This is a genomic window from Psychrobacter sp. PL15, from assembly GCF_035984995.1.
Classification (GTDB): domain Bacteria; phylum Pseudomonadota; class Gammaproteobacteria; order Pseudomonadales; family Moraxellaceae; genus Psychrobacter.
The window spans coordinates 72725-91134 of the sequence record NZ_JAXCIB010000003.1 but is presented as its reverse complement, the minus strand read 5'-3'; the positions used below and the strand labels follow the sequence as shown (position 1 = coordinate 91134).

At 43.6% G+C, this 18410-nt stretch carries 15 protein-coding genes; 6 read left to right on the top strand and 9 right to left on the bottom strand.

Annotated elements, in window-relative coordinates:
- Window positions 1-124 precede the first annotated feature (124 nt).
- From RCH20_RS03440 to RCH20_RS03425, 4 genes are all read right to left on the bottom strand, one after another.
- Entirely contained in the window at window positions 125-418 is a 294-nt protein-coding gene (locus RCH20_RS03440) for a 4a-hydroxytetrahydrobiopterin dehydratase (protein WP_209955811.1), read from the bottom strand.
- A 287-nt stretch (window positions 419-705) separates the two neighbouring features.
- On the bottom strand, window positions 706-999 hold the full coding sequence (locus tag RCH20_RS03435; RefSeq protein WP_327192604.1) for a GNAT family N-acetyltransferase: 294 nt from the start codon (window positions 997-999) through the stop codon (window positions 706-708).
- Between the two features lie 199 nt (window positions 1000-1198).
- A complete protein-coding gene (locus RCH20_RS03430; protein WP_327192603.1) occupies window positions 1199-2710 on the bottom strand; it encodes a fatty acid desaturase family protein in 1512 nt (503 codons plus the stop codon).
- A 151-nt stretch (window positions 2711-2861) separates the two neighbouring features.
- On the bottom strand, window positions 2862-4115 hold the full coding sequence (locus tag RCH20_RS03425; RefSeq protein ID WP_327192602.1) for a flavin reductase family protein: 1254 nt from the start codon (window positions 4113-4115) through the stop codon (window positions 2862-2864).
- 405 nt (window positions 4116-4520) lie between these two features.
- Between RCH20_RS03425 and ettA the strand changes: the two genes are divergently transcribed.
- The gene (gene ettA / locus RCH20_RS03420; protein ID WP_209958806.1) at window positions 4521-6182 is read left to right on the top strand and encodes an energy-dependent translational throttle protein EttA; all 1662 of its coding nucleotides are present in this window, start codon (window positions 4521-4523) and stop codon (window positions 6180-6182) included.
- 129 nt (window positions 6183-6311) lie between these two features.
- Here ettA and plsB read toward each other — a convergent pair whose 3' ends face one another.
- Window positions 6312-9146: a glycerol-3-phosphate 1-O-acyltransferase PlsB gene (gene plsB, locus RCH20_RS03415; RefSeq protein WP_327192601.1), complete on the bottom strand. Its 2835-nt coding sequence runs from the start codon at window positions 9144-9146 to the stop codon at window positions 6312-6314.
- 274 nt (window positions 9147-9420) lie between these two features.
- Here plsB and ybaK point away from each other — a divergent pair, with 274 nt between their 5' ends.
- A complete protein-coding gene (gene ybaK, locus RCH20_RS03410) occupies window positions 9421-9891 on the top strand; it encodes a Cys-tRNA(Pro) deacylase (protein WP_327192600.1) in 471 nt (156 codons plus the stop codon).
- Window positions 9892-10393: 502 nt separating this feature from the next.
- On the opposite strand, the gene RCH20_RS03405 is transcribed toward ybaK, so the two are convergent.
- Window positions 10394-12214 carry an acyl-CoA dehydrogenase C-terminal domain-containing protein gene (locus tag RCH20_RS03405; RefSeq protein ID WP_327192599.1) on the bottom strand — a complete coding sequence of 607 codons (1821 nt, stop codon included), beginning with the start codon at window positions 12212-12214 and terminating at the stop codon, window positions 10394-10396.
- A gap of 385 nt (window positions 12215-12599) precedes the next feature.
- Between RCH20_RS03405 and RCH20_RS03400 the strand changes: the two genes are divergently transcribed.
- Window positions 12600-13727: an FUSC family protein gene (locus RCH20_RS03400; protein ID WP_209955800.1), complete on the top strand. Its 1128-nt coding sequence runs from the start codon at window positions 12600-12602 to the stop codon at window positions 13725-13727.
- 71 nt (window positions 13728-13798) lie between these two features.
- On the opposite strand, the gene aroE is transcribed toward RCH20_RS03400, so the two are convergent.
- A complete protein-coding gene (aroE, locus tag RCH20_RS03395) occupies window positions 13799-14665 on the bottom strand; it encodes a shikimate dehydrogenase (RefSeq protein ID WP_327192598.1) in 867 nt (288 codons plus the stop codon).
- A gap of 331 nt (window positions 14666-14996) precedes the next feature.
- Between aroE and RCH20_RS03390 the strand changes: the two genes are divergently transcribed.
- Together RCH20_RS03390 and RCH20_RS03385 are read left to right on the top strand one after the other, a co-directional pair.
- On the top strand, window positions 14997-15662 hold the full coding sequence (locus tag RCH20_RS03390; protein WP_327192597.1) for a hypothetical protein: 666 nt from the start codon (window positions 14997-14999) through the stop codon (window positions 15660-15662).
- 3 nt (window positions 15663-15665) lie between these two features.
- Window positions 15666-16679, top strand: coding sequence for an aminotransferase class IV (locus RCH20_RS03385; protein ID WP_327192596.1), 1014 nt, complete (start codon window positions 15666-15668; stop codon window positions 16677-16679).
- A 4-nt stretch (window positions 16680-16683) separates the two neighbouring features.
- Here RCH20_RS03385 and RCH20_RS03380 read toward each other — a convergent pair whose 3' ends face one another.
- Window positions 16684-16878, bottom strand: coding sequence for a DpnD/PcfM family protein (locus RCH20_RS03380; protein ID WP_327192595.1), 195 nt, complete (start codon window positions 16876-16878; stop codon window positions 16684-16686).
- 168 nt (window positions 16879-17046) lie between these two features.
- On the opposite strand from RCH20_RS03380, the gene RCH20_RS03375 reads away from it, so the two are divergent.
- On the top strand, window positions 17047-17613 hold the full coding sequence (locus RCH20_RS03375; protein ID WP_327192594.1) for a hypothetical protein: 567 nt from the start codon (window positions 17047-17049) through the stop codon (window positions 17611-17613).
- On the opposite strand, the gene RCH20_RS03370 is transcribed toward RCH20_RS03375, so the two are convergent.
- On the bottom strand, window positions 17605-18387 hold the full coding sequence (locus RCH20_RS03370) for a DpnI domain-containing protein (RefSeq protein ID WP_327192751.1): 783 nt from the start codon (window positions 18385-18387) through the stop codon (window positions 17605-17607). The genes RCH20_RS03375 and RCH20_RS03370 overlap by 9 nt on opposite strands.
- Between the last annotated feature and the right edge of the window lie 23 nt (window positions 18388-18410).

Below are 18410 nucleotides of genomic sequence, written 5' to 3'. Positions count from 1 at the left end.
ACTGGTATAAACTTTTCTTGCGTGCTGTTCGCAAGCGTGACAGAGGCTGCCAAAAATTCATTCCAGTAGCATTGCATCTTGTTTAAATTGAATTGACTATACTGCACAAACTGTAAATAAATAGTTACAAGCGTTTCGGTTGAATAATGTGTTCCATGCGTTTTGCTAGGCGAATATCAAGGCTGGTAATACCACCCGTATCATGGGTCGTTAAACGCACCTCAACGACGTTATAAGTATTACGCCATTCAGGGTGATGTTCGAGCGCTTCGGCATGAAATGCTGCTTGATTCATAAAGCTGATAGCTTCAATGAAATCACTAAAATGATAAGTTTTAACGATACTATGGCCATCGCGTTGCCAGCCCGGCAGCTCTTCTAGCTGCAAATTGACTTGTCTATCAGATAAACTGCTCATCGGAATATCCTTTATTAGTATCTTAAATTTAATTTATGGAAAGAGTCTATGGAAAGAGTCTATGGAAAGAGCCTATGGAAAGATAGGGCTGATCATTGACGTCCAATTCTCAATAGCTATTTAAAATTTTAGATAACGGTAGTATTAAGTTATAGGGTATGGAGAATAAAACTACTGTCAGCAGGTCGGCTCTAACTCGTAAGCAACAGATGTAAGAAAGTCAGCTATCTCTCGTATCTTGCCATATATCTACTTATAAATATAACGGCGGGCTCACAAATCCCAATCTAGACTAAATCTTGATAGTCAGGATGTTGATTAATATATGATGAGACAAATGAACATTGTGGAACAACCTGTTTGTTATGTTCGCGCGCATAATCTAGAGCATGCTTAACTAATGCTGAACCGACACCGCGACCACCTAACGCTTGGGGTACGATAGTATGATCATAGATTAACGTATCACCACGCTCTTGATAACTGATATAACCGGTCTGATCATCAATTGTAATTTCAAAGCGTTCAGCGTCTTGGTTATGGGTAATATCTAGCTCTTGCTTAGGGGTTTCTTGACTCATGATGGCACTCCATTATTAATTCTTATATTCAAATTTTTATGATTATAATTTAAACATGTTGATAACTTAATAACTTAAGCAACTATTCAGTCGCAGCCAGCCCTACCCATTTGAGCGATTTCTATTTGAATGTGCCTTTATCCAAATAAGTTTATGGTTAAGCCAGCTACTACTTAAAGGTTTTTATTCAGACCTATCATTATAAATAAGCTAACGTTTGGCGAACGATTTCAGGTAGAAATCTACGCAAGCCACCTGTCGTTTGCTTATCGGACTTAGTCTTCTTAGCAGCTGACAACGAGTCAGCATCACTACTAGAGTCAACATCACTACTAGCCACTGACAGATTATAGGCGTCCCATTCTTTTGCGCTGGGCTTACTAAAGTGGTGAATGCGTTTCAGTACTTGTTTAAATTGAGTACCAAAGCGCCCAGTGTTATAAGCCAAGTCATATTTGTGACATATGGCTCGTACCTGCGGTGCAATACGGGCATAGTGGCTAGAGGGCATATCAGGGAAAATATGATGTTCTATCTGATGTGACAAATTACCGGTCAAAATATGGAACAGCTTGTTGCCTTGGATGTTGCTAGAGCCAAGTATCTGGCGCACATACCAGTCACCTTTACTCTCATCAGGATCAAGATGAGTGTAAATATGAGCTTGTTCAGTAAAGTGTCCACAAAATATTACTGCCCAAGTCCACAGATTGCGAGTAATATTAGCAGTGATATTACCGCTCAATGTCGTCATGGCGCTACCACGACCTAATGCTAGCCCGGCTATCGTAGGCAGAGCAATATAGTCCTTACTCACTTGCCGTGCAATTTTAGCTAATAACGCGTGGGTTTTTTGTTGCATGATATCCATCAACTGCGGCGAGTCCGCGTATTCTACATCGCTGATTTGGATATCATGGAACGCGACTGCCCATTCAAAGCCTAAAGCCAATACCGCAGTCTTAAATAAGTTATAACGATCGCTTGGCGTCCAAGGCTGCTCATCGGTAACCCGAATCAAGTGGTAGCCTACATCATGATCACGGCCAACGATGTTGGTAAAGGTGTGATGCAGATAGTTATGCGAGTGTTGCCACAGCGGTGCAGGACAGATGATATCCCAATCAAATTTTTGACTATTAAGGTGGGGATGTTGCATCCAGTCATATTGTCCGTGCATGACATTATGGCCAAGCTCCATATTGTTTAATATTTTGCTAAAGCTCAATAGGGAAGTGCCGAGTAGCCAGGTCCCTACTTTTTGCCGCCGTGATGGCAGTCGTCCAGCTACAGCCAGTAGGCCACGCGCCACTAGTTCGCTATAGACTACCGTTGCATACACGCGTTGAATGTATCGTGCTTCATCGGCGCCTAGTGAGCCCATTACACCTTGATAGAGCGTATTCAACTCTTCAGCGAGCGCTTCGGTCTGCGCTTTTGGTAACGGCGCACCTGTCAACGTTGGGTAGGGCGCCGCTTGAGACTGAGAATTTTGGGACTGAGTATTTTGGAATTGGGCAGCAGTGCTATTAATATCACGTTGGTCTTTATTGAGTGCTGCACTGTTATCAAGTGCTACATCATCGTGAACAGAATGAGTAGTTGACGGCGTCAATAGCAGACGACTTTGGGCCGCTAACTGGGCATCGGTTAGCACAGTAAGTATAGGTACAGCAGATTGTGCGGTGGATATAGGCGGTAATAAGCGCATTTATAATCCTTAACCAAAACGGCTTAAATAAACAATAAGCACGAGGTTCGGTTTAATAGTGAGTCTAGATTTTAGCAAAAATATGAGTGAAAATTTGTCTCTTCTTTGTGTAATAAGCTGTTGTAAGCGAGTGTCTCGGTGCCAAATGCTGCTATATATCAAGCACTACGTCAGTCATGGCCACATTGATACAGGTTTGGATAGATTCGTAGCCATCACTGCTTATTTTTCCTGTTTGGATATTTTTGACTACACCGCTCACTTTATTGCAGCGGCACAATTGGCAGATGCCTTGTCGGCAGCCATAGGTCAGACGAATACCGGCGTCCTCGGCACCCATTAGCAACTTGTCACTGGTATTGAATTGTTGTTGTCGTCCCCGTAAATAGACCGTTCGCTCTTCTATGTCTGCTGTTGTATCGTAAACTTGATCTATATCAGGGTCAGATACCGCATTGCCAAAACGCTCGATGATAATATTGTCGCGTAGTGATGGTTGAGCAGTTAATGAGTGGACATTTGGTAGCGTAATCTCTGTAGCAGCGCGGTACAATCCTGTTAGTAATGCTTGCGAGCCACAGGCAAATATCACCGTATCAGCCAGTGGCAGATCTAGGGCCAATAAGCTCGATGCGTTTAAATGCCGTGTACCCGCCAAATAAGTGCTAGAGTCTTCAGTGTTCACACAATAATAGCTGAATAGTGGATATTTAGCGGCCAAGTGCTGCCAGTGGTTTTGAAAGGGGCTTTCTAATAGCGACGCACGATTATAGTATAGCAAGGTTACCTTGTGCCCATATTGCAAGGCTTCGGTAATCAAACCTAGCATTGGCGTAATGCCACTACCACCAGCGATAAACAAAAGTGGTGATTGCTTTTCAAAACTCGATTCTTTCACCGATGAGCTGGCCGGCTTGGTTAACCTAGCCTGTTCTAAAGTAAAGTCACCATTCGGTACACTACTTGCCAATACTGTGCCAAGCGGCAGGTGCTGGGTCAAATAATTAGAAATCAAACCTTGGGGCTTAATCGCAATAGTGACGGTATGACGTTGGTTATTTTTGTCATATCCATTACTTGCAGCAGAATCATCAGAAGTGTTGCTCAACCAAATGGGCTGTTGTGGCAAGCCTACCAACGAGTAACTGCGCTGATGATAAATACCGTCAATAACAACGCTTAGATTAATATGTTGACCACCATGCCAGCCCCCACGTAACTCAACTGCCTGCTTTTTGAAAGCGCGGTTAGGTTCAAATTGTAAGGCTATCAAGTCATCACCTAGCGCGCGGCGGGCAATCAGTCGCAGCTTGGGCACTGACAGTGACCGAAACGGATGCAGCTGTGACCCAATAAAATCAATAAAAGAACGTTGAATAATTTCAGGACGATAGCCACTGGGCATAGTTAAGTTACCTTTTAAAAAAATTTTGTACCAATTCGTAAGATGGATTGGTTACTACAATTGGTTTTATTAAGATTACCTTACATAATAACGCCTATTGATTAAATTTGCGAAAGGTTTGATGCTATTTTTTGTGGGCTTTATAAAACAGCAGTAATTCAAAAATACCATTTAGTCAGTCAAACAATACTTTTAATACTAGCTTTTAGGTAAAAGGGCGACTGCTTTGTGGTAAAAGGTGCAAAACAGGCTGCAAAACAGGCTGTCAGCTTGCAGGGCATGCGCTACAATGCGATAATAGCAGATAATTTGTACCCTTATTTTGAGGCACAGCAAGCGCAGTCGCTTTGTTTTCTTTATAACGAGAGCTTGCTGACCTCGTTTATGCAGTCTATCGGAGTGTTAATGGCTCAATATATTTACACGATGAACAACGTGTCAAAACTTGTTCCGCCTAAGCGTGAGATTTTAAAAAATATCAATCTGTCCTTTTTCCCTGGCGCTAAAATTGGCGTATTGGGTATCAATGGTTCGGGTAAATCGACCTTGCTACGCATTATGGCTGGTGTTGACACTGAATTTAGTGGCGAGGCGCGGGCCCAAACTGGCACCAAAATCGGTTATTTACCACAAGAGCCACAGCTCGACGACAGCAAAGATGTGCGCGGTAATGTCGAAGACGGTATGCGTGAAGCCTTAGATGCGCTATCGCGCTTGGATGCTATTTACGGTGAGTATGCGGACCCTGATGCAGACTTTGATAAGCTTGCTGAAGAACAAGGCAAAATGGAAGATATCATCCAAACGTGGGATGCCCATAATCTAAGCACGCAGTTAGAAAAAGCGGCCGATGCGCTACGCCTGCCACCATGGGATGCTGATGTCAGTAGACTGTCTGGTGGTGAAAAACGCCGTGTGGCATTATGCCGTCTGCTATTGTCTCGCCCTGACATGTTACTCCTCGACGAACCAACCAACCATTTGGACGCCGAATCTGTTGCATGGCTTGAGCAATTTTTGCAGAACTATAGCGGTACCATCGTGGCCATTACCCATGATCGTTATTTCTTGGATAATGTAGCGCAGTGGATTTTGGAGCTTGACCGTGGCCATGGTTATCCGTATGAAGGTAACTATACCCAGTGGCTCGAACAAAAGAACACTCGTCTAGAGCAGCAGAATAAACAAGAAGAATCGTTTGCCAAAGCTTTGAAAAAAGAGCTTGATTGGATTCGTAAAAACCAAAAAGGCCAACAAGCCAAATCTAAATCTCGCGTGCAGCGTTTTGAAGAGTTAAACTCGCAAGAGTTCCAAAAACGTAACGAAACCTCTGAGATTTATATTCCGCCCGGTCCACGTCTCGGGAACAAAGTTATTGAAGTAAACGATATCTCCAAATCATTTGGCGACCGTTTGCTGTATGAAAACCTAAGCTTTAATGTGCCAGCGGGTGCCATTGTTGGTATTATTGGTCCGAATGGTGCCGGTAAAACCACGCTATTTAACATGATTACCGAGCGCGATAAGCCAGACGTCGGCGACGTTGATTTGGGCGAAAGTGTCAGCGTTGCTTATGTCGGTCAGGTTCGCGATAATTTAGACGATGACAAAACCGTATGGGAAGAAATTTCTGACGGTCTTGATATCATTACTGTTGGCGAATACACCACCCCAAGTCGCGCTTATATCGGCCGCTTTAACTTTAAAGGTGCAGACCAACAAAAACGTGTCGGTCAACTATCCGGTGGTGAGCGCAACCGTCTGCAATTAGCGAAGACGCTAAAGCAGGGTGCGAACGTACTACTCCTTGATGAACCATCAAACGATTTGGACATTGAGACTTTACGTGCGCTAGAAGATGCGATCCAAGTCTTTCCTGGTACGGTAATGGTAGTGTCGCATGATCGTTGGTTCCTTGACCGTATTGCTACCCATATCTTAGCATTTGAAGAAGAAGGCCCAATTTGGTTCGACGGTAACTACTCTGAGTTTGAGACTTATCGTAAAAAACAACTGGGTGCTGACTCTGGTCCTAAGCGTATGAAGTATAAGAAAATCACTAAATAGTTTATTGATTAGGCTAAGAGCTGTTTAAATTAAGCTATTCTTACTAACCTAATAAGTATTTAAAAAAAGACCTCTAATTATTTAGAGGTCTTTTTTATTCAGCGGCTGTTTTTGTCAAACTAGTAATAACTAACGTTTACGGCCAAATTTACGCTGCTTTTTATTGTGAATCTCAGTAATAGCGTGCGCAATTTCGTCGTCGTCGAGGCTCGCTACTTGTTGCAACGTTTGCATCACATCAGGGTTGAGGACGTATTTGGCATAAAGTGCAATGTCATCGATACGCTGATCAAAAGTTAATACCCCAGTCTCATCATCTTTTCGCAAATAGTCGAGGCGGATAAGGGCATTGACGAAGCTGAGAAACAGTGAACGATCAAAGAAATCTGGGATGTTATCGGCATAAAGGACAGACAAGCGCTGACCGAGTAAGTGGCACAGATCGACCACTTCTTCTGCGGTGAAGTTGCCTGACCCTTGCTGAGCAAGTAGGGCAAGGGTCATAAAGTAGCGCTCAAGACTATTCCCGACTGGTGTCGCGAGCACTTCAAGCTGCTGGTAACTGTTACTATTGGTTTCAGGAATGCTAAGCACACCGTCACTTAATTCGACGATGAGGCCATGCGTCAATAGATTATCAATTTTTTGATTGAGGGTATCGGTCAAACCATGGGCTGGATAATATAAAAATAATTCACTCTGTAAGAAGGGATACAGCTGCGCCACAATATCATCTAAGCGACTGCGTTCAATACGGCCATTGCGTGCAACCAAGGCCGCTAAGAACGATATTAGAATAAACACATGCAATATATTATTACGGAAATAACTGAGTAACGCCGCTTGCTTATCAGCAATCTGAATAATATCGCCCAAAATATGCGGTGTGCGCTCAATGAGCTTGAGCTTAATACCGTAATCGATAATTTGTTGTGGGGTCATATCTGTGATGACCGTATCGTCAGCATAAGGTAGCTGGTGAGCGATACCTTGGTAAAGGGCGATCTGCTCGCGACAAATATCTTCATCCAGTGCCGCTTTTGGTGCTGACAGCAGTACTAATGACAATAGCGATATGGGATTGACCACCGCTGCTTTATTAATGTGCTGCATGATTTTTACGCCAATATTATCAACCATAGCGCTGGCTTTGGCATCAAGTGGGGTATCTGTACGATCAGCTGGCAAGCTATCAGCATCCACATCGAACTTTTGCATAAAATCATTCAGATGTAGCGGGGTACCAAAGCTGAGATGCACATTGCCAAAGATTCGCTCAATCTTACGACCCACCTTGAGCAAGCCCATCAAGGATTCAGTCTCTTTGGGTTGGCCTTTTAGCTCACCGACATAAGTACCGCCTTCCATAATACGCTCATAGCCGATATAAGTCGGAATGAATGCCACCGGCTTGTTAGTATGGCGTAGCTGACTGTGTATAGTCATTGCTAACATACCCATCTTCGGTGGTAGTAATCTTCCTGTGCGCGAGCGCCCACCTTCAATAAAGTATTCAATGGGCGTATTACGGGTGATAAGCGTGTGCATGTATTCGCGTAATACAGCAGTATAAAGCGGGTTACCGCGAAAGCTGCGACGAATATAAAAAGCGACGGCACCGCGTAACAGTGGGCCTAATACCGGCACATCTAAGTTATCACCAGCAGCGACATAAGGAATACTCAGTCCGCGCTTGTAGATGACATAGGACAACAGCAGATAATCGACATGGCTACGATGACAAGGCACATAAATAATCTCGTGATCGGCTGCAAGTTCTCGCACACGCTCGAAATGATGCACTTCTACACCGTCATATAGCCGGGTCCATAACCAGGTCAAAAATCGATCGAAGACTCGAATAATCTGGTGAGAATAGTTATTCACCATCTCATTGGCATAACCTTTTGCCAGACTGCGTACCTCATGAACACTGACACCGCTTGCTTGGGCCTCGTTTTCTATCGCATGTTTGATCGCCGGTGAATAAATCAGCTTGTCTACTAAGTTACGCCGATCTGACAAGTCAGGACCAAGCATACTGGCCCGCTGTTTATCCAGGTAAACATTGAGCTGTTGCTGTAAGGTGCGCACCAGCTCGCGATTGGCATCAGCAGATGGCACCAAGGTATGAGGAGCTGGTTGGTTATCTGTATTATTTAGGCCATCTGTAGTAGTACTGGCTCGATTAATGATGGTCTGGTTATTGCTGCTTGTTAAATTAACCGTATCGACGCTGTCATCGGTGTCACTGAAGCTATCGGTGTCATTGAAGCTATCCTCAATGCTACTAGTGATTGCTGCTTCATCTAGGTCGTCGTTGAGGCTTTTATAAACAACACCACGCAAATCTTGGGCAGGGTGGAACTGTAAAAAGGTATCGCGTCCCATCACGCCAATATTAAATAATTGCTTGCTAATACTAGGGTCTTCCCAGTTGTCGGCCGTCAGTAGCTTAAATAAAGAGTCTTCTTTTTCAGGTGCGCGTCCCCAGAGGATCGACACTGGTACTAGCCGTATCTGCAAGTCTGGATATTGTAAGATGGCCGAGACCAAACGCGAAAGGCGTGGCGACAATTGACTGTTTTTAGCTTTTGGGTGGTGCAAAAATATAATAGCCGCATTCTCGTAAATATGATGGGCAGCATCTTTGACTGCGACCAAAGCAGGCGGTAGCTTATGCTCTTGAGTTTGTAGGTCAATCAAGATACTGTTAGAGCGCGAATAATCTTGTAGCACGTAAAAGGTCAGCGTCTGATCGGCAGCATCAAATTCTGGTAGCTCGCCTAAAATTTTAGCCTTAACGGCTACATCTAGCGTCCGCCCCGAAATCTTGCGATACAGTTGATTAATAGGGGCATTAGAATAGGATTTTGCTGCCACTGGCTTGGCATCAGTTACTGACGTAGTGTTATTAACTACGGGCGCCTTAAAAATCCGTTTCTTTATGAACTTTGGTATCATAATCAAAAGTCAAATTCGTCAAATATAATGGCCTCATGATGCCATAAAAGCACGCAAAGCGATATATAGTGTCTGTATATACTAATAATATTATCCTGCCATAATATTATGGTTCGAAACACCATTCAAACTACCTTATATTCAAGCTATTAGGCATTTGAGATATTAGGTATTTTGAGATACTAGGTATTTAAACCATTAGGTTGTTGGTGTCAAACGAGTAAATCTGTACTTGATTTTATCCCTCATCATAACTTATTGGATATGAATGCTTATGACTCCTGCTATCAAGCTTGCCAAACAGCGTGGCCTCAATTATCAGCTGCATGAATATAGCCATGATAGCCATGCCGCCTCTTATGGGTTAGAAGCTGCTGAAAAACTAGGTGTCGACCCTGTACAAATTTTTAAAACTTTAGTCGTAACCACAGAAACGGGCACGTTAGCAGTGGCTATTGTGCCCGTTGATACGACATTAAGTTTCAAAAAAATGGCCAAAGCCCTTGGTTGCAAAAAAGTGCAAATGGCTGATCCCAAACTAGTCGCGCGTAGTACGGGTTATGTATTAGGCGGTGTCAGTCCGTTAGGGCAAAAAAAGCGCTTACCGACTGTGCTTGATCGTTCAGCTAGAGCCCAGTCGACTATTTATGTGAGTGCGGGACGCCGCGGACTTGAGATTGAACTACCACCCGCACAACTGGCCGAAACGCTTGGCGCTCGCTTTGAGGATATCGCGGAGAGTTAGCTCTGGGGTGTTTTTTATAGGTCGCTAGTCATAGACCAACCATTACTACTCATATTCACTCTTAGGTTATAGCCAAACCTGTTAAGCCTTCATTTGATAGGTCTCACTCCCGCTTAATTTATAGTCAATGAAAAGTAATATCGATACATAACCTACTGCTGGCATACGTTTTTCTTGCTTGCTGTGCCTACGCAGACAGAGGCTGCAAAAAGCTTATACCAGCAGTACCGTCGCGTTTTTAAGGTATTTTAACTATAGTTTACGTCTATCAAGCTTTGGCATGAACATTCGGTAGAAACCAATCCATTCCCTTAATACGGCCAACTCATCGGATCGAATGTGCTGATGAGTTGGTGTTGATAGACGGCACTGATATCCAAATGTGTCAACTCATTTTAGGACGGGACAAATAGCAAAAATAGCACAAATAGCACAAATAGCACAAAAAAAGCGCCCATTATATGGGCGCTTTTTTATAGGTGGTTTATGATTTTAAACACGCTTAGTCTAAGAAAGCAAAGCTTTCAATAGGCATTGCCGTCATGCTGTTGCTTGGTGCAACCATACCTTCGGCATGGCCTGACGTACGTGGCAGAATTTTATCAAAGTAGAATTCTGCAGTCTGGATTTTAGCCTTATAGAATTCTGGTGATTCAGTACCACCATTTTCTAGCTTGTCATAGGCTACTGCCGCCATACGCGCCCAGTGGTAGCCCATCATGGCATAGCCTGAGTACATCAAGAAGTCATCTGATGCTGCTGAGATGATTTCGCGGTCTTTACGTGCCATTAGCATCAAGCGCACGGTAAGGGTATTCCACTCAGCACACAGCTTAGTCAATGCCCAAACAAATTTACGCATATCTTTGTCAAGTGCGTACTCGCCACACCACTTCATAATGCTTGAGGTATAATCGCGGATGACCTTGCCTTTTGACTGCAACAGAACTTTACGACCCAATAAATCTAGCGCTTGGATACCGGTAGTCCCTTCATACATGGTCGCAATACGAGCATCACGAGCGATAAGTTCCATGCCCCATTCTTTAATGTAGCCGTGGCCGCCGTAGATTTGCTGACCGTGTTTGGCCGCTTCAATACCCAGTTCAGTCAAGAAGCCCTTAAGGATAGGCGTATAAAAGCCAAGCTTGTCATCCCATTTTCTAAACTCTTCGTCATCACCATTAGTGATGCCTTCTGACATTTTATCTGCATAGCGGGCTGAATGATAAATCATTGAGCGGCCGCCTTCGGCAAAAGCTTTTTGAGTCAGTAGCATGCGGCGAACATCGGCGTGATGAATAATAGCATCAGCGACTTTTTCAGGGTCTTTAGTACCGGATAGCGCTCGCATAGAACGACGATCTTTAGCATATGGTAGGGCGTTTTGGAATGACAGCTCGGTATGTGCAAGGCCTTGGATACCAGTACCGATACGGGCAGTGTTCATAAAGGTGAACATCGCTTTTAGACCTTTATTAGGCTCGCCGATCAGGTAACAGACCGCACCGTCAAAGTTTAGAACACAAGTGGCTGATGAGTTAATACCCATTTTATGTTCGATAGAGCCACAAGAGAGGCCATTACGCTCGCCAATTTCACCTTCAGCATTTGGTAGGAACTTTGGTACGATAAATAGGGAGATACCGCGTGTGCCTTCTGGCGCATTTGGTAGGCGAGCTAGCACGATATGAACGATATTTTCGGTTAAGTCATGCTCACCACTTGAGATAAAGATTTTGGTACCACTAAGCTTATAAGTACCATCATCTTGTGGAATAGATTTTGATTTGACCTGACCTAAGTCAGTACCACATTGTGGCTCGGTAAGACACATGGTACCAGACCATGAGCCATCTACTAATTTCGGTAGATATAAGTCTTTTTGCTCATCGGTACCATATTGCATGATGGTATTGATACAGCCAGTTGCGAGGCCTGGATACATCGCAAATGGCCAGTTCGCCGTGCCCATCATCTCAGATTTAATGAGGTTGATGGACATGGGTAAGTTCATACCGCCGTATTTTTCAGGATATGAAATACTCTGCCAACCACCCTCTACAAATTGGTCATAAGCTTCTTTAAAGCCTTTAGGAGTCGTTACCACACCGTTATCAAAATGGCAGCCTTCGGCATCAGCTGGTTGATAAATAGGCGCCAAAACATTTTCAGCAAAGTCAGCAAAACCTTGCAAGACCATATCAACTGTTTCAGGATCAGCATTGTGGCCATTACTTAAGTCTTTATAATGGGTTTGATAATCAAATACGTCATTAATCAAAAACTTGATATCACGTAATGGGGCTTTGTAAGTTAACATAATCAGTCTCTTTAGTCAGTGCGCTTAAATAAGCTTATCAGCCAGTTACTAAGGTGTTAAGCGTCGTTTTTGATAAGGATCAATGTATCTAAGAGCACCAATGTGTCGAAGATATTTAAATATTATTAAGTACTTATTATCCGTTTTGGCTATGGTTACGTTTTTTTAATAGGATCATCAGTCATAGGCTTGAGTTTAGTATAAGTGTTCTCCCCTAACAAATATATAACCTATAACTAATATTCATTTCAAATTAAATTATATATGACATTAAGTTATGTGTCACTACTAGATTACACATTTATCGAGTTTTATATTATCTTTATAGCAGTAATAAATAAATCAATGAAGATTAAGATAAATAGAGTAATAAGGACGGTATTTTATGGCCGCATCAAGGCTCATGGTAGGGCTAATACTTTGGATGAAGTATTTGCTTAGTGGTCTCAAGCGTTTGATTGGTGGTGAGCTAACCCACTTGCTAACAATCAAGCAAAGCCAACGGCCATGGCACATGCCGATTATCGCTGCTATTGCTATCAGCTTTCCAGTATTTGTTGGCGCCTATTTTGGTGCGCTATCTTCGGGGATTAAAGCCTCATTAGGGGCTATGGTCATTTTAAACTTACCGTTAGTAGGCAAGCTTCCTTATCGCTTGGTGACTATCATGGCTTGGGGGTTTGCGATGTCGTTATGCTTTGCCTTCGGTCTAATCGCACAGCAAGTGCCTATTCTTAGGCTGCCTGTATTTGTACTGATGGCTTTTGGCATTATTATTTTTGGGCGCTATTATCGTCAGCCGCCGCCAGCAGGACTGTTTGTGATGATGGCAGGGGCTATTGCGTTGTTTATACCGCTCCCTTTAGAACAAATCATGCCAGCCACGGGGCTAGTGATGCTTGGTAGTGGTTTTGCCTTAGTGATGGGACTGCTGTATTCGCTGTTTTTATTGGCGACGCGTCCTTCTATGCCTATGCCGACTTATAATTATGAGCCGGATACTATTAGTGAAAGTGTTATTGTGGCAGGCTTTGTCAGTTTAGCGTTATTGATAGCGGTAGTGCTGAATATGTCTAACCCATACTGGGCGGCAGTCAGTTGCTTCATTATTATCCAAGGTATCCACCTGCGTACCATGTGGATTAAACAATTCCATCGTTTGCTTGGGACACTAATAGGCGTAGGGCTGGCCAGTTGGATGCTGTCTTGGGGCCTACCGATGTGGGGAGTGGCGGTTTCGATACTAATCATGATGTTATGCATCGAGTCATTGGTCGATCGCCATTATGGGCTGGCCGTGATATTTATCACGCCGCTGACGATATTTATTGCGGAATATGGCAGTGGCTTGCCGCATTCACCGCAAGCCTACCAAGCAGTCATTCGTACGCGATTGCTTGATACGTTATTGGGCTGCATGGTCGGCCTTAGCGGTGGGATAGTGATGCATTCAACCAATTTGCGCGTCCCGCTACGTCGTATAGAAACTTGGCTACTGGCGCGTTTTGGTTAAAGTAGCTTTAGTTAAAATCAGCGTATCGGTAACGACTTAAAGACTAGCTAAGGGTGCCAAAGCGCTTAAGTCTACTCGTGCTGTTTGCTTAACGTCGTAGTTGCTTGCTCGACGTTAATAGCGTGTCCGGTCCAGCGCTCAAAGCTTAATGCCGCTTGTCCAATAAGCATGCCATAGCCTTCGGATGTCTGCGCATCCCGATCGGCAAAGTGCTGTAAAAATGGTAGTGCCCGTCCATACATCATGTCGTAAGCATAATGGCAATTTAAATCGTCGGCTAATGGTAGGGTATCGCTTGACAGTCCGATAGACGTTGCATTAATAATTAAATCAAACTGCCCTGTCAAATCGGCAGTTGCGCAAGTGGTTATAGGATGTTGTTCAATAGTAGGACTGGCAGCGCTCAGGTCAGTTACCAATTCTGTTGCCTTGCTTACCGTACGATTAGCAATAGTCAGCTGTGCGATACCCGCTTCAATGAGCGGCAGTATTATTCCACGTGCTGCACCGCCTGCACCAATAAGGGCCACGCGTGCTCCGCTGAGTGGCCAGCCCAAACGCACGATATGATTGACCAATCCTTGTCCGTCAGTATTGTCACCATATATCGCGTCCTTTATGGAACCACCGTTTTTTAACACGGCCTCGTTTAGTAATAGGGTATTGACCGCCCCTGCGATCTTGGCATGCTCAGATAAGCCGCCACGCGCCAGGCAGTTATCATAAGCCCGCTGTTTAAACGGCACGGTAACATTAGCGCCAACGCCACCACCATGAAAAAACGCTTCAATCACTGCGCTAAAACTAGCCGCGTTATCGGGGCAGTGTTGACGCTGATAGCAAATATCGATATCGACCTGCGTGGCGAACACCTGATGAATTTGAGGAGATTTACTGTGGGCAATCGGGTTACCAATAACGATAAAATGTCGAGTCATCTAAATCATAGCCTGTCTGTTACCCGCAAAGGATAAATGAGTTAAAAAGTATTAATGATAAAAATAATAAACCGCCTTTATCATAGGGGATAACAATATGTTTAACAAATTTCTACTACCTGGGATTGTTAACCGTAACGTAAAAGGTAGTCAAGTGTCAGGCAGTTGGGTACACTGTAAGGTATGACAGCGAGGTATTAATACCTACTAATAATCGCTACTTAAAAAAACTTATAAAAACTGATAGAAGTTACTTTTTATTATCGGCGGCGCAGTGCCAGCTGGTTAATACTATTTTGAGACCAACCTAAAAAGTGTGAGTAAATTGCCCATGTGGAATAACAACCTACAGACCTTGTTGGTCGGTATAACGATGGCGGCGGGAATCTCGTTGAGCGCGTGCGACGGCTCTAAAAAAGAGGTGGTGCAAGAAGAAGAAATAGCCTCTGACACCACAAGCGCGCAACCAGCTGTTAGTGAGCCTGTACCGGCAAGCCCTGACTTAGATGGGGCGGACGTTGATCAAGGTACGCCGGTCAGTTATGACATATCGACCTGGAGTTCTAATAAGGTAAAGCCACTCAAAATCGATGAGCTTGATCGGATCAAGTCTACTTTTGGAAAAGTGGTGGACACTGATGAGAACAGCTTAGACTATGCCAGTAATACGGCATCCAAATATCGTTTTATGGCGGCTGATGCTCCTTACTTAGATCTTGTTGACTCTGAAAAATATCTTGAACTTGGTTGGTATTATGCCAATCCCACTGACTCTGATAAAGAAAAAGAAGTCAGTCGCGACCACGCCAAAAAATCCTATAAGCTAGCGCGGCAACTGATGAGCGATGATGGCGGTAAGTTGATCGCTGATATCCTTAATGGTCAAATTATCAAAAACAAAACTATCGGCGAACAAAAAGTAGAACTGGCAAAATGTGAGTTTTATAGTTGTATGTTGGTACTTAATAAATCAGGCGTAAAAGCCGATGACAGTTAAACTATGACCGCTCAGCCTGATGGCTGGTCGCGTTTACAGCCACCAGATTATGCAGAGGATAAGGCCACAGATAAGGTTTCGGTGACGCTAGACAATCGAGGGCTGACATACGCAGATGGCTTCTTTACCACTATGGGCGTCATTGACGGTCTAATATTATGGCAAGACTGTCACCATCAACGGCTCATCTCTCACGCCCAGGCCTTACAACTTGCTATCGATGACCAAGCCCTGCTCGCTATGTTGCAAGTTCACGCTCAGCAGCTTCAGCAAGGGATGTTAAAACTAATCATCACCCGCGCCGTGCAAGACGTTCGTGGTTATGGTTTTACGCCAAGTGTGTCCGGTAGTGTGTGCGAGATTTGGCTGAAGTCCTCTGCCATGACTATTAACACTACTGAGCAGGCGCATCTGCCGGATGGGCGAGTGGTGTTAATGCAGCCTGCCAGCTCAGCGGTCTGTTTAACCTCACAAATGGCCTGTCTACCGCCTATTTTGGCAGGTCTTAAGAGTCTCAACCGCCTCGATAGCGTGCTGGCAAGTGGTGAGCTGCAACGCATTAAGAGCACAGAATTGAATCTCGATAAAAGACTGGGCGAAGGACTGGTTCGTGACATGATGGGAAGCTGGGTGGAGGGCACGATGAGCAATGTGTTCTATCAACTAGCAAGTGACGATCAACTAGCGGATGACAGCAAAGCAAGTCTCCAACAGTCATTCTCAAGCTCAGAGATAACCACTCAAAATAATATCAAAAACCCTCATTTAAACGAAGACTATCTACTAAACGGCCAATGGTTGACGCCACCGCTCACTCAATCAGGGGTTGCCGGTGTTATGCGTCAAGTCGTTATTGATGGCTTTGCTACGACTGACAATCCGGTGCAGATGCGAGTTTTAACTGACGACGATTTACCGCATATTACTCGGCTGTTTTTTTGTAATGCTGTGCGCGGTGTGATGCCGGTGACAGCGCTTACGCTGTTATCGGGTGACAGAGTTTGTTTCTCAGCATAATCATCTATTCATACTTAAAAATATTGTATTTGGTATCGATACAATCATCTGCGTATAAAACCACTTCTTCATTGCTATAAAGTTCCTGCGCCTTTAAAAGAGCGGTTTGCTCGTCCTCAGCTATAATCTCAACTATTTGGCTAAGGGTCTCAACAATTTCAATGTGAAATGTTTTTGCGGCTGTTGCGTTTTTGCTCATAATATCCTCTCTCAAAATCATCAAACAACTCTCGCCATTTATATTATATTTATTATGTCACTCGGATTGTCAAAAAGACTTAAGAGAAGTGATCGTCTTTTGTTACCTAGACTTGCACCCTAAAGAAAAGTGATCAATGATCCTGTTTTTAATACAGGATAATATTTCATGCGCTCAGTCTATGAAGATGCAAGAATACCGCTACAAATTCGCCGTTTAATGATTTTTAATGACATTTGCCGTAAAGCGAAACAGTATCCTGACGAAGTTGTGTATTTAACTCCTGAATCTCAGTTAGCTTTAGGCGTCATGTATTTACAGAATAGTAAGAAATATATCGCATTTGGTGGCGTGTTTGAGTATGCACACACACGCAAAGACGTTATTGAGCAGGGCGTGCATCATCTGCCTCATGATGAATATGTGATGTGTGCCATTACCGTGAAACCTCAAGCGTTTACCAAACCCGTTCGTACGTCCTTTGAGCTATTATGGCATTGGAATAATTATATAAAAAATAGACGGTATACTTATGTAGGTACTGACATTCACTGTTTTTTCCCTGTGAATGACGAGTTAGAGATGGATTATCCACCACATAAGTTTCATGATCGGTTAGTGGCTACAGCACGTTTGCCGCTCTGGGAGGATAGAGATAAACTAATTTCAGATGTTTATCGTGATAACAAAGGTCGTCTAAGACCTAAAGGTTATCCTGAAAAATGCTTAGTTTAATTTGTGATAATTACCGCCTCCCAAAAATTCAATAATGCCTTTATCTCGTAAAATTTGTAGCTGCTGACGGATTTTGTCATGAATGTGATGGTTATCAGGATACTTGAGTTGTAGCTCGCCTGCAAAAGTATAAACCTGATTCAAAGAAAAATTTGCACCAAGCTTATCAATACATTGCCAAACATCCAATGTCCAGCCACGCGCACGTTGCGTTTGCCCACGTAAAAATAACGTTTGCTGGAACCTTTGGGTGACAGTATCTCGTGGTATCACTTGTTGGTTTTTGACCAAAAACACTTTGCCTAATTCTGGCACTTGGCGTAGGTCAATATTACAGCCAATCCAACCAGCACGTTTTGCCTTGGGTGATAAAGGCTTACGCTTCACAATCATATCCGACTTAAAAAAATGCTTAGGAATGATTAGAAAGTTATTGACGCTATACTGTGCTGAGTCACCCTGATGCGCTGAATAGGTCAAAAAGAAAAAGCTTGGATTATCTTCACTATTAATGCGTTGCATCATGGAGTCATAAGCGCCATCGTTAATCACATTACTTAACTTGGCCTTTTTACTTTTAAGCTCGTATTGCTCATTACAATTCGCACAGTAAAAGTCTGCAACTGGTCGATTATTAGCAAATTCAGCCAACGGCTTAACGCTACAATTAGGACAGTAACCATGGTCTTTTACCCAGGCTTCACTAAGCACACGAATAATTTGTGATTCTGAATGGTAGTTGGTAGCTAACTTAGTATCAAAGTTTAAGTCCATAGTGTTTAAATCCATTGTGTTTA

Bases quoted from the DNA above. Each gene is read 5' to 3' on its own strand.
- RCH20_RS03425 (WP_327192602.1), bottom strand. From the start codon at position 4,115: ATGCCCAGTGGCTATCGTCCTGAAATTATTCAACGTTCTTTTATTGAT.
- RCH20_RS03380 (WP_327192595.1), bottom strand. From the start codon at position 16,878: ATGAGCAAAAACGCAACAGCCGCAAAAACATTTCACATTGAAATTGTT.
- RCH20_RS03385 (WP_327192596.1), top strand. From the start codon at position 15,666: ATGACCGCTCAGCCTGATGGCTGGTCGCGTTTACAGCCACCAGATTAT.
- RCH20_RS03430 (WP_327192603.1), bottom strand. From the start codon at position 2,710: ATGCGCTTATTACCGCCTATATCCACCGCACAATCTGCTGTACCTATA.
- ettA (WP_209958806.1), top strand. From the start codon at position 4,521: ATGGCTCAATATATTTACACGATGAACAACGTGTCAAAACTTGTTCCG.
- aroE (WP_327192598.1), bottom strand. From the start codon at position 14,665: ATGACTCGACATTTTATCGTTATTGGTAACCCGATTGCCCACAGTAAA.
- RCH20_RS03435 (WP_327192604.1), bottom strand. From the start codon at position 999: ATGAGTCAAGAAACCCCTAAGCAAGAGCTAGATATTACCCATAACCAA.
- RCH20_RS03400 (WP_209955800.1), top strand. From the start codon at position 12,600: ATGGCCGCATCAAGGCTCATGGTAGGGCTAATACTTTGGATGAAGTAT.
- ybaK (WP_327192600.1), top strand. From the start codon at position 9,421: ATGACTCCTGCTATCAAGCTTGCCAAACAGCGTGGCCTCAATTATCAG.
- RCH20_RS03370 (WP_327192751.1), bottom strand. From the start codon at position 18,387: ATGGACTTAAACTTTGATACTAAGTTAGCTACCAACTACCATTCAGAA.
- RCH20_RS03405 (WP_327192599.1), bottom strand. From the start codon at position 12,214: ATGTTAACTTACAAAGCCCCATTACGTGATATCAAGTTTTTGATTAAT.
- RCH20_RS03440 (WP_209955811.1), bottom strand. From the start codon at position 418: ATGAGCAGTTTATCTGATAGACAAGTCAATTTGCAGCTAGAAGAGCTG.
- RCH20_RS03375 (WP_327192594.1), top strand. From the start codon at position 17,047: ATGCGCTCAGTCTATGAAGATGCAAGAATACCGCTACAAATTCGCCGT.
- plsB (WP_327192601.1), bottom strand. From the start codon at position 9,146: ATGATACCAAAGTTCATAAAGAAACGGATTTTTAAGGCGCCCGTAGTT.
- RCH20_RS03390 (WP_327192597.1), top strand. From the start codon at position 14,997: ATGTGGAATAACAACCTACAGACCTTGTTGGTCGGTATAACGATGGCG.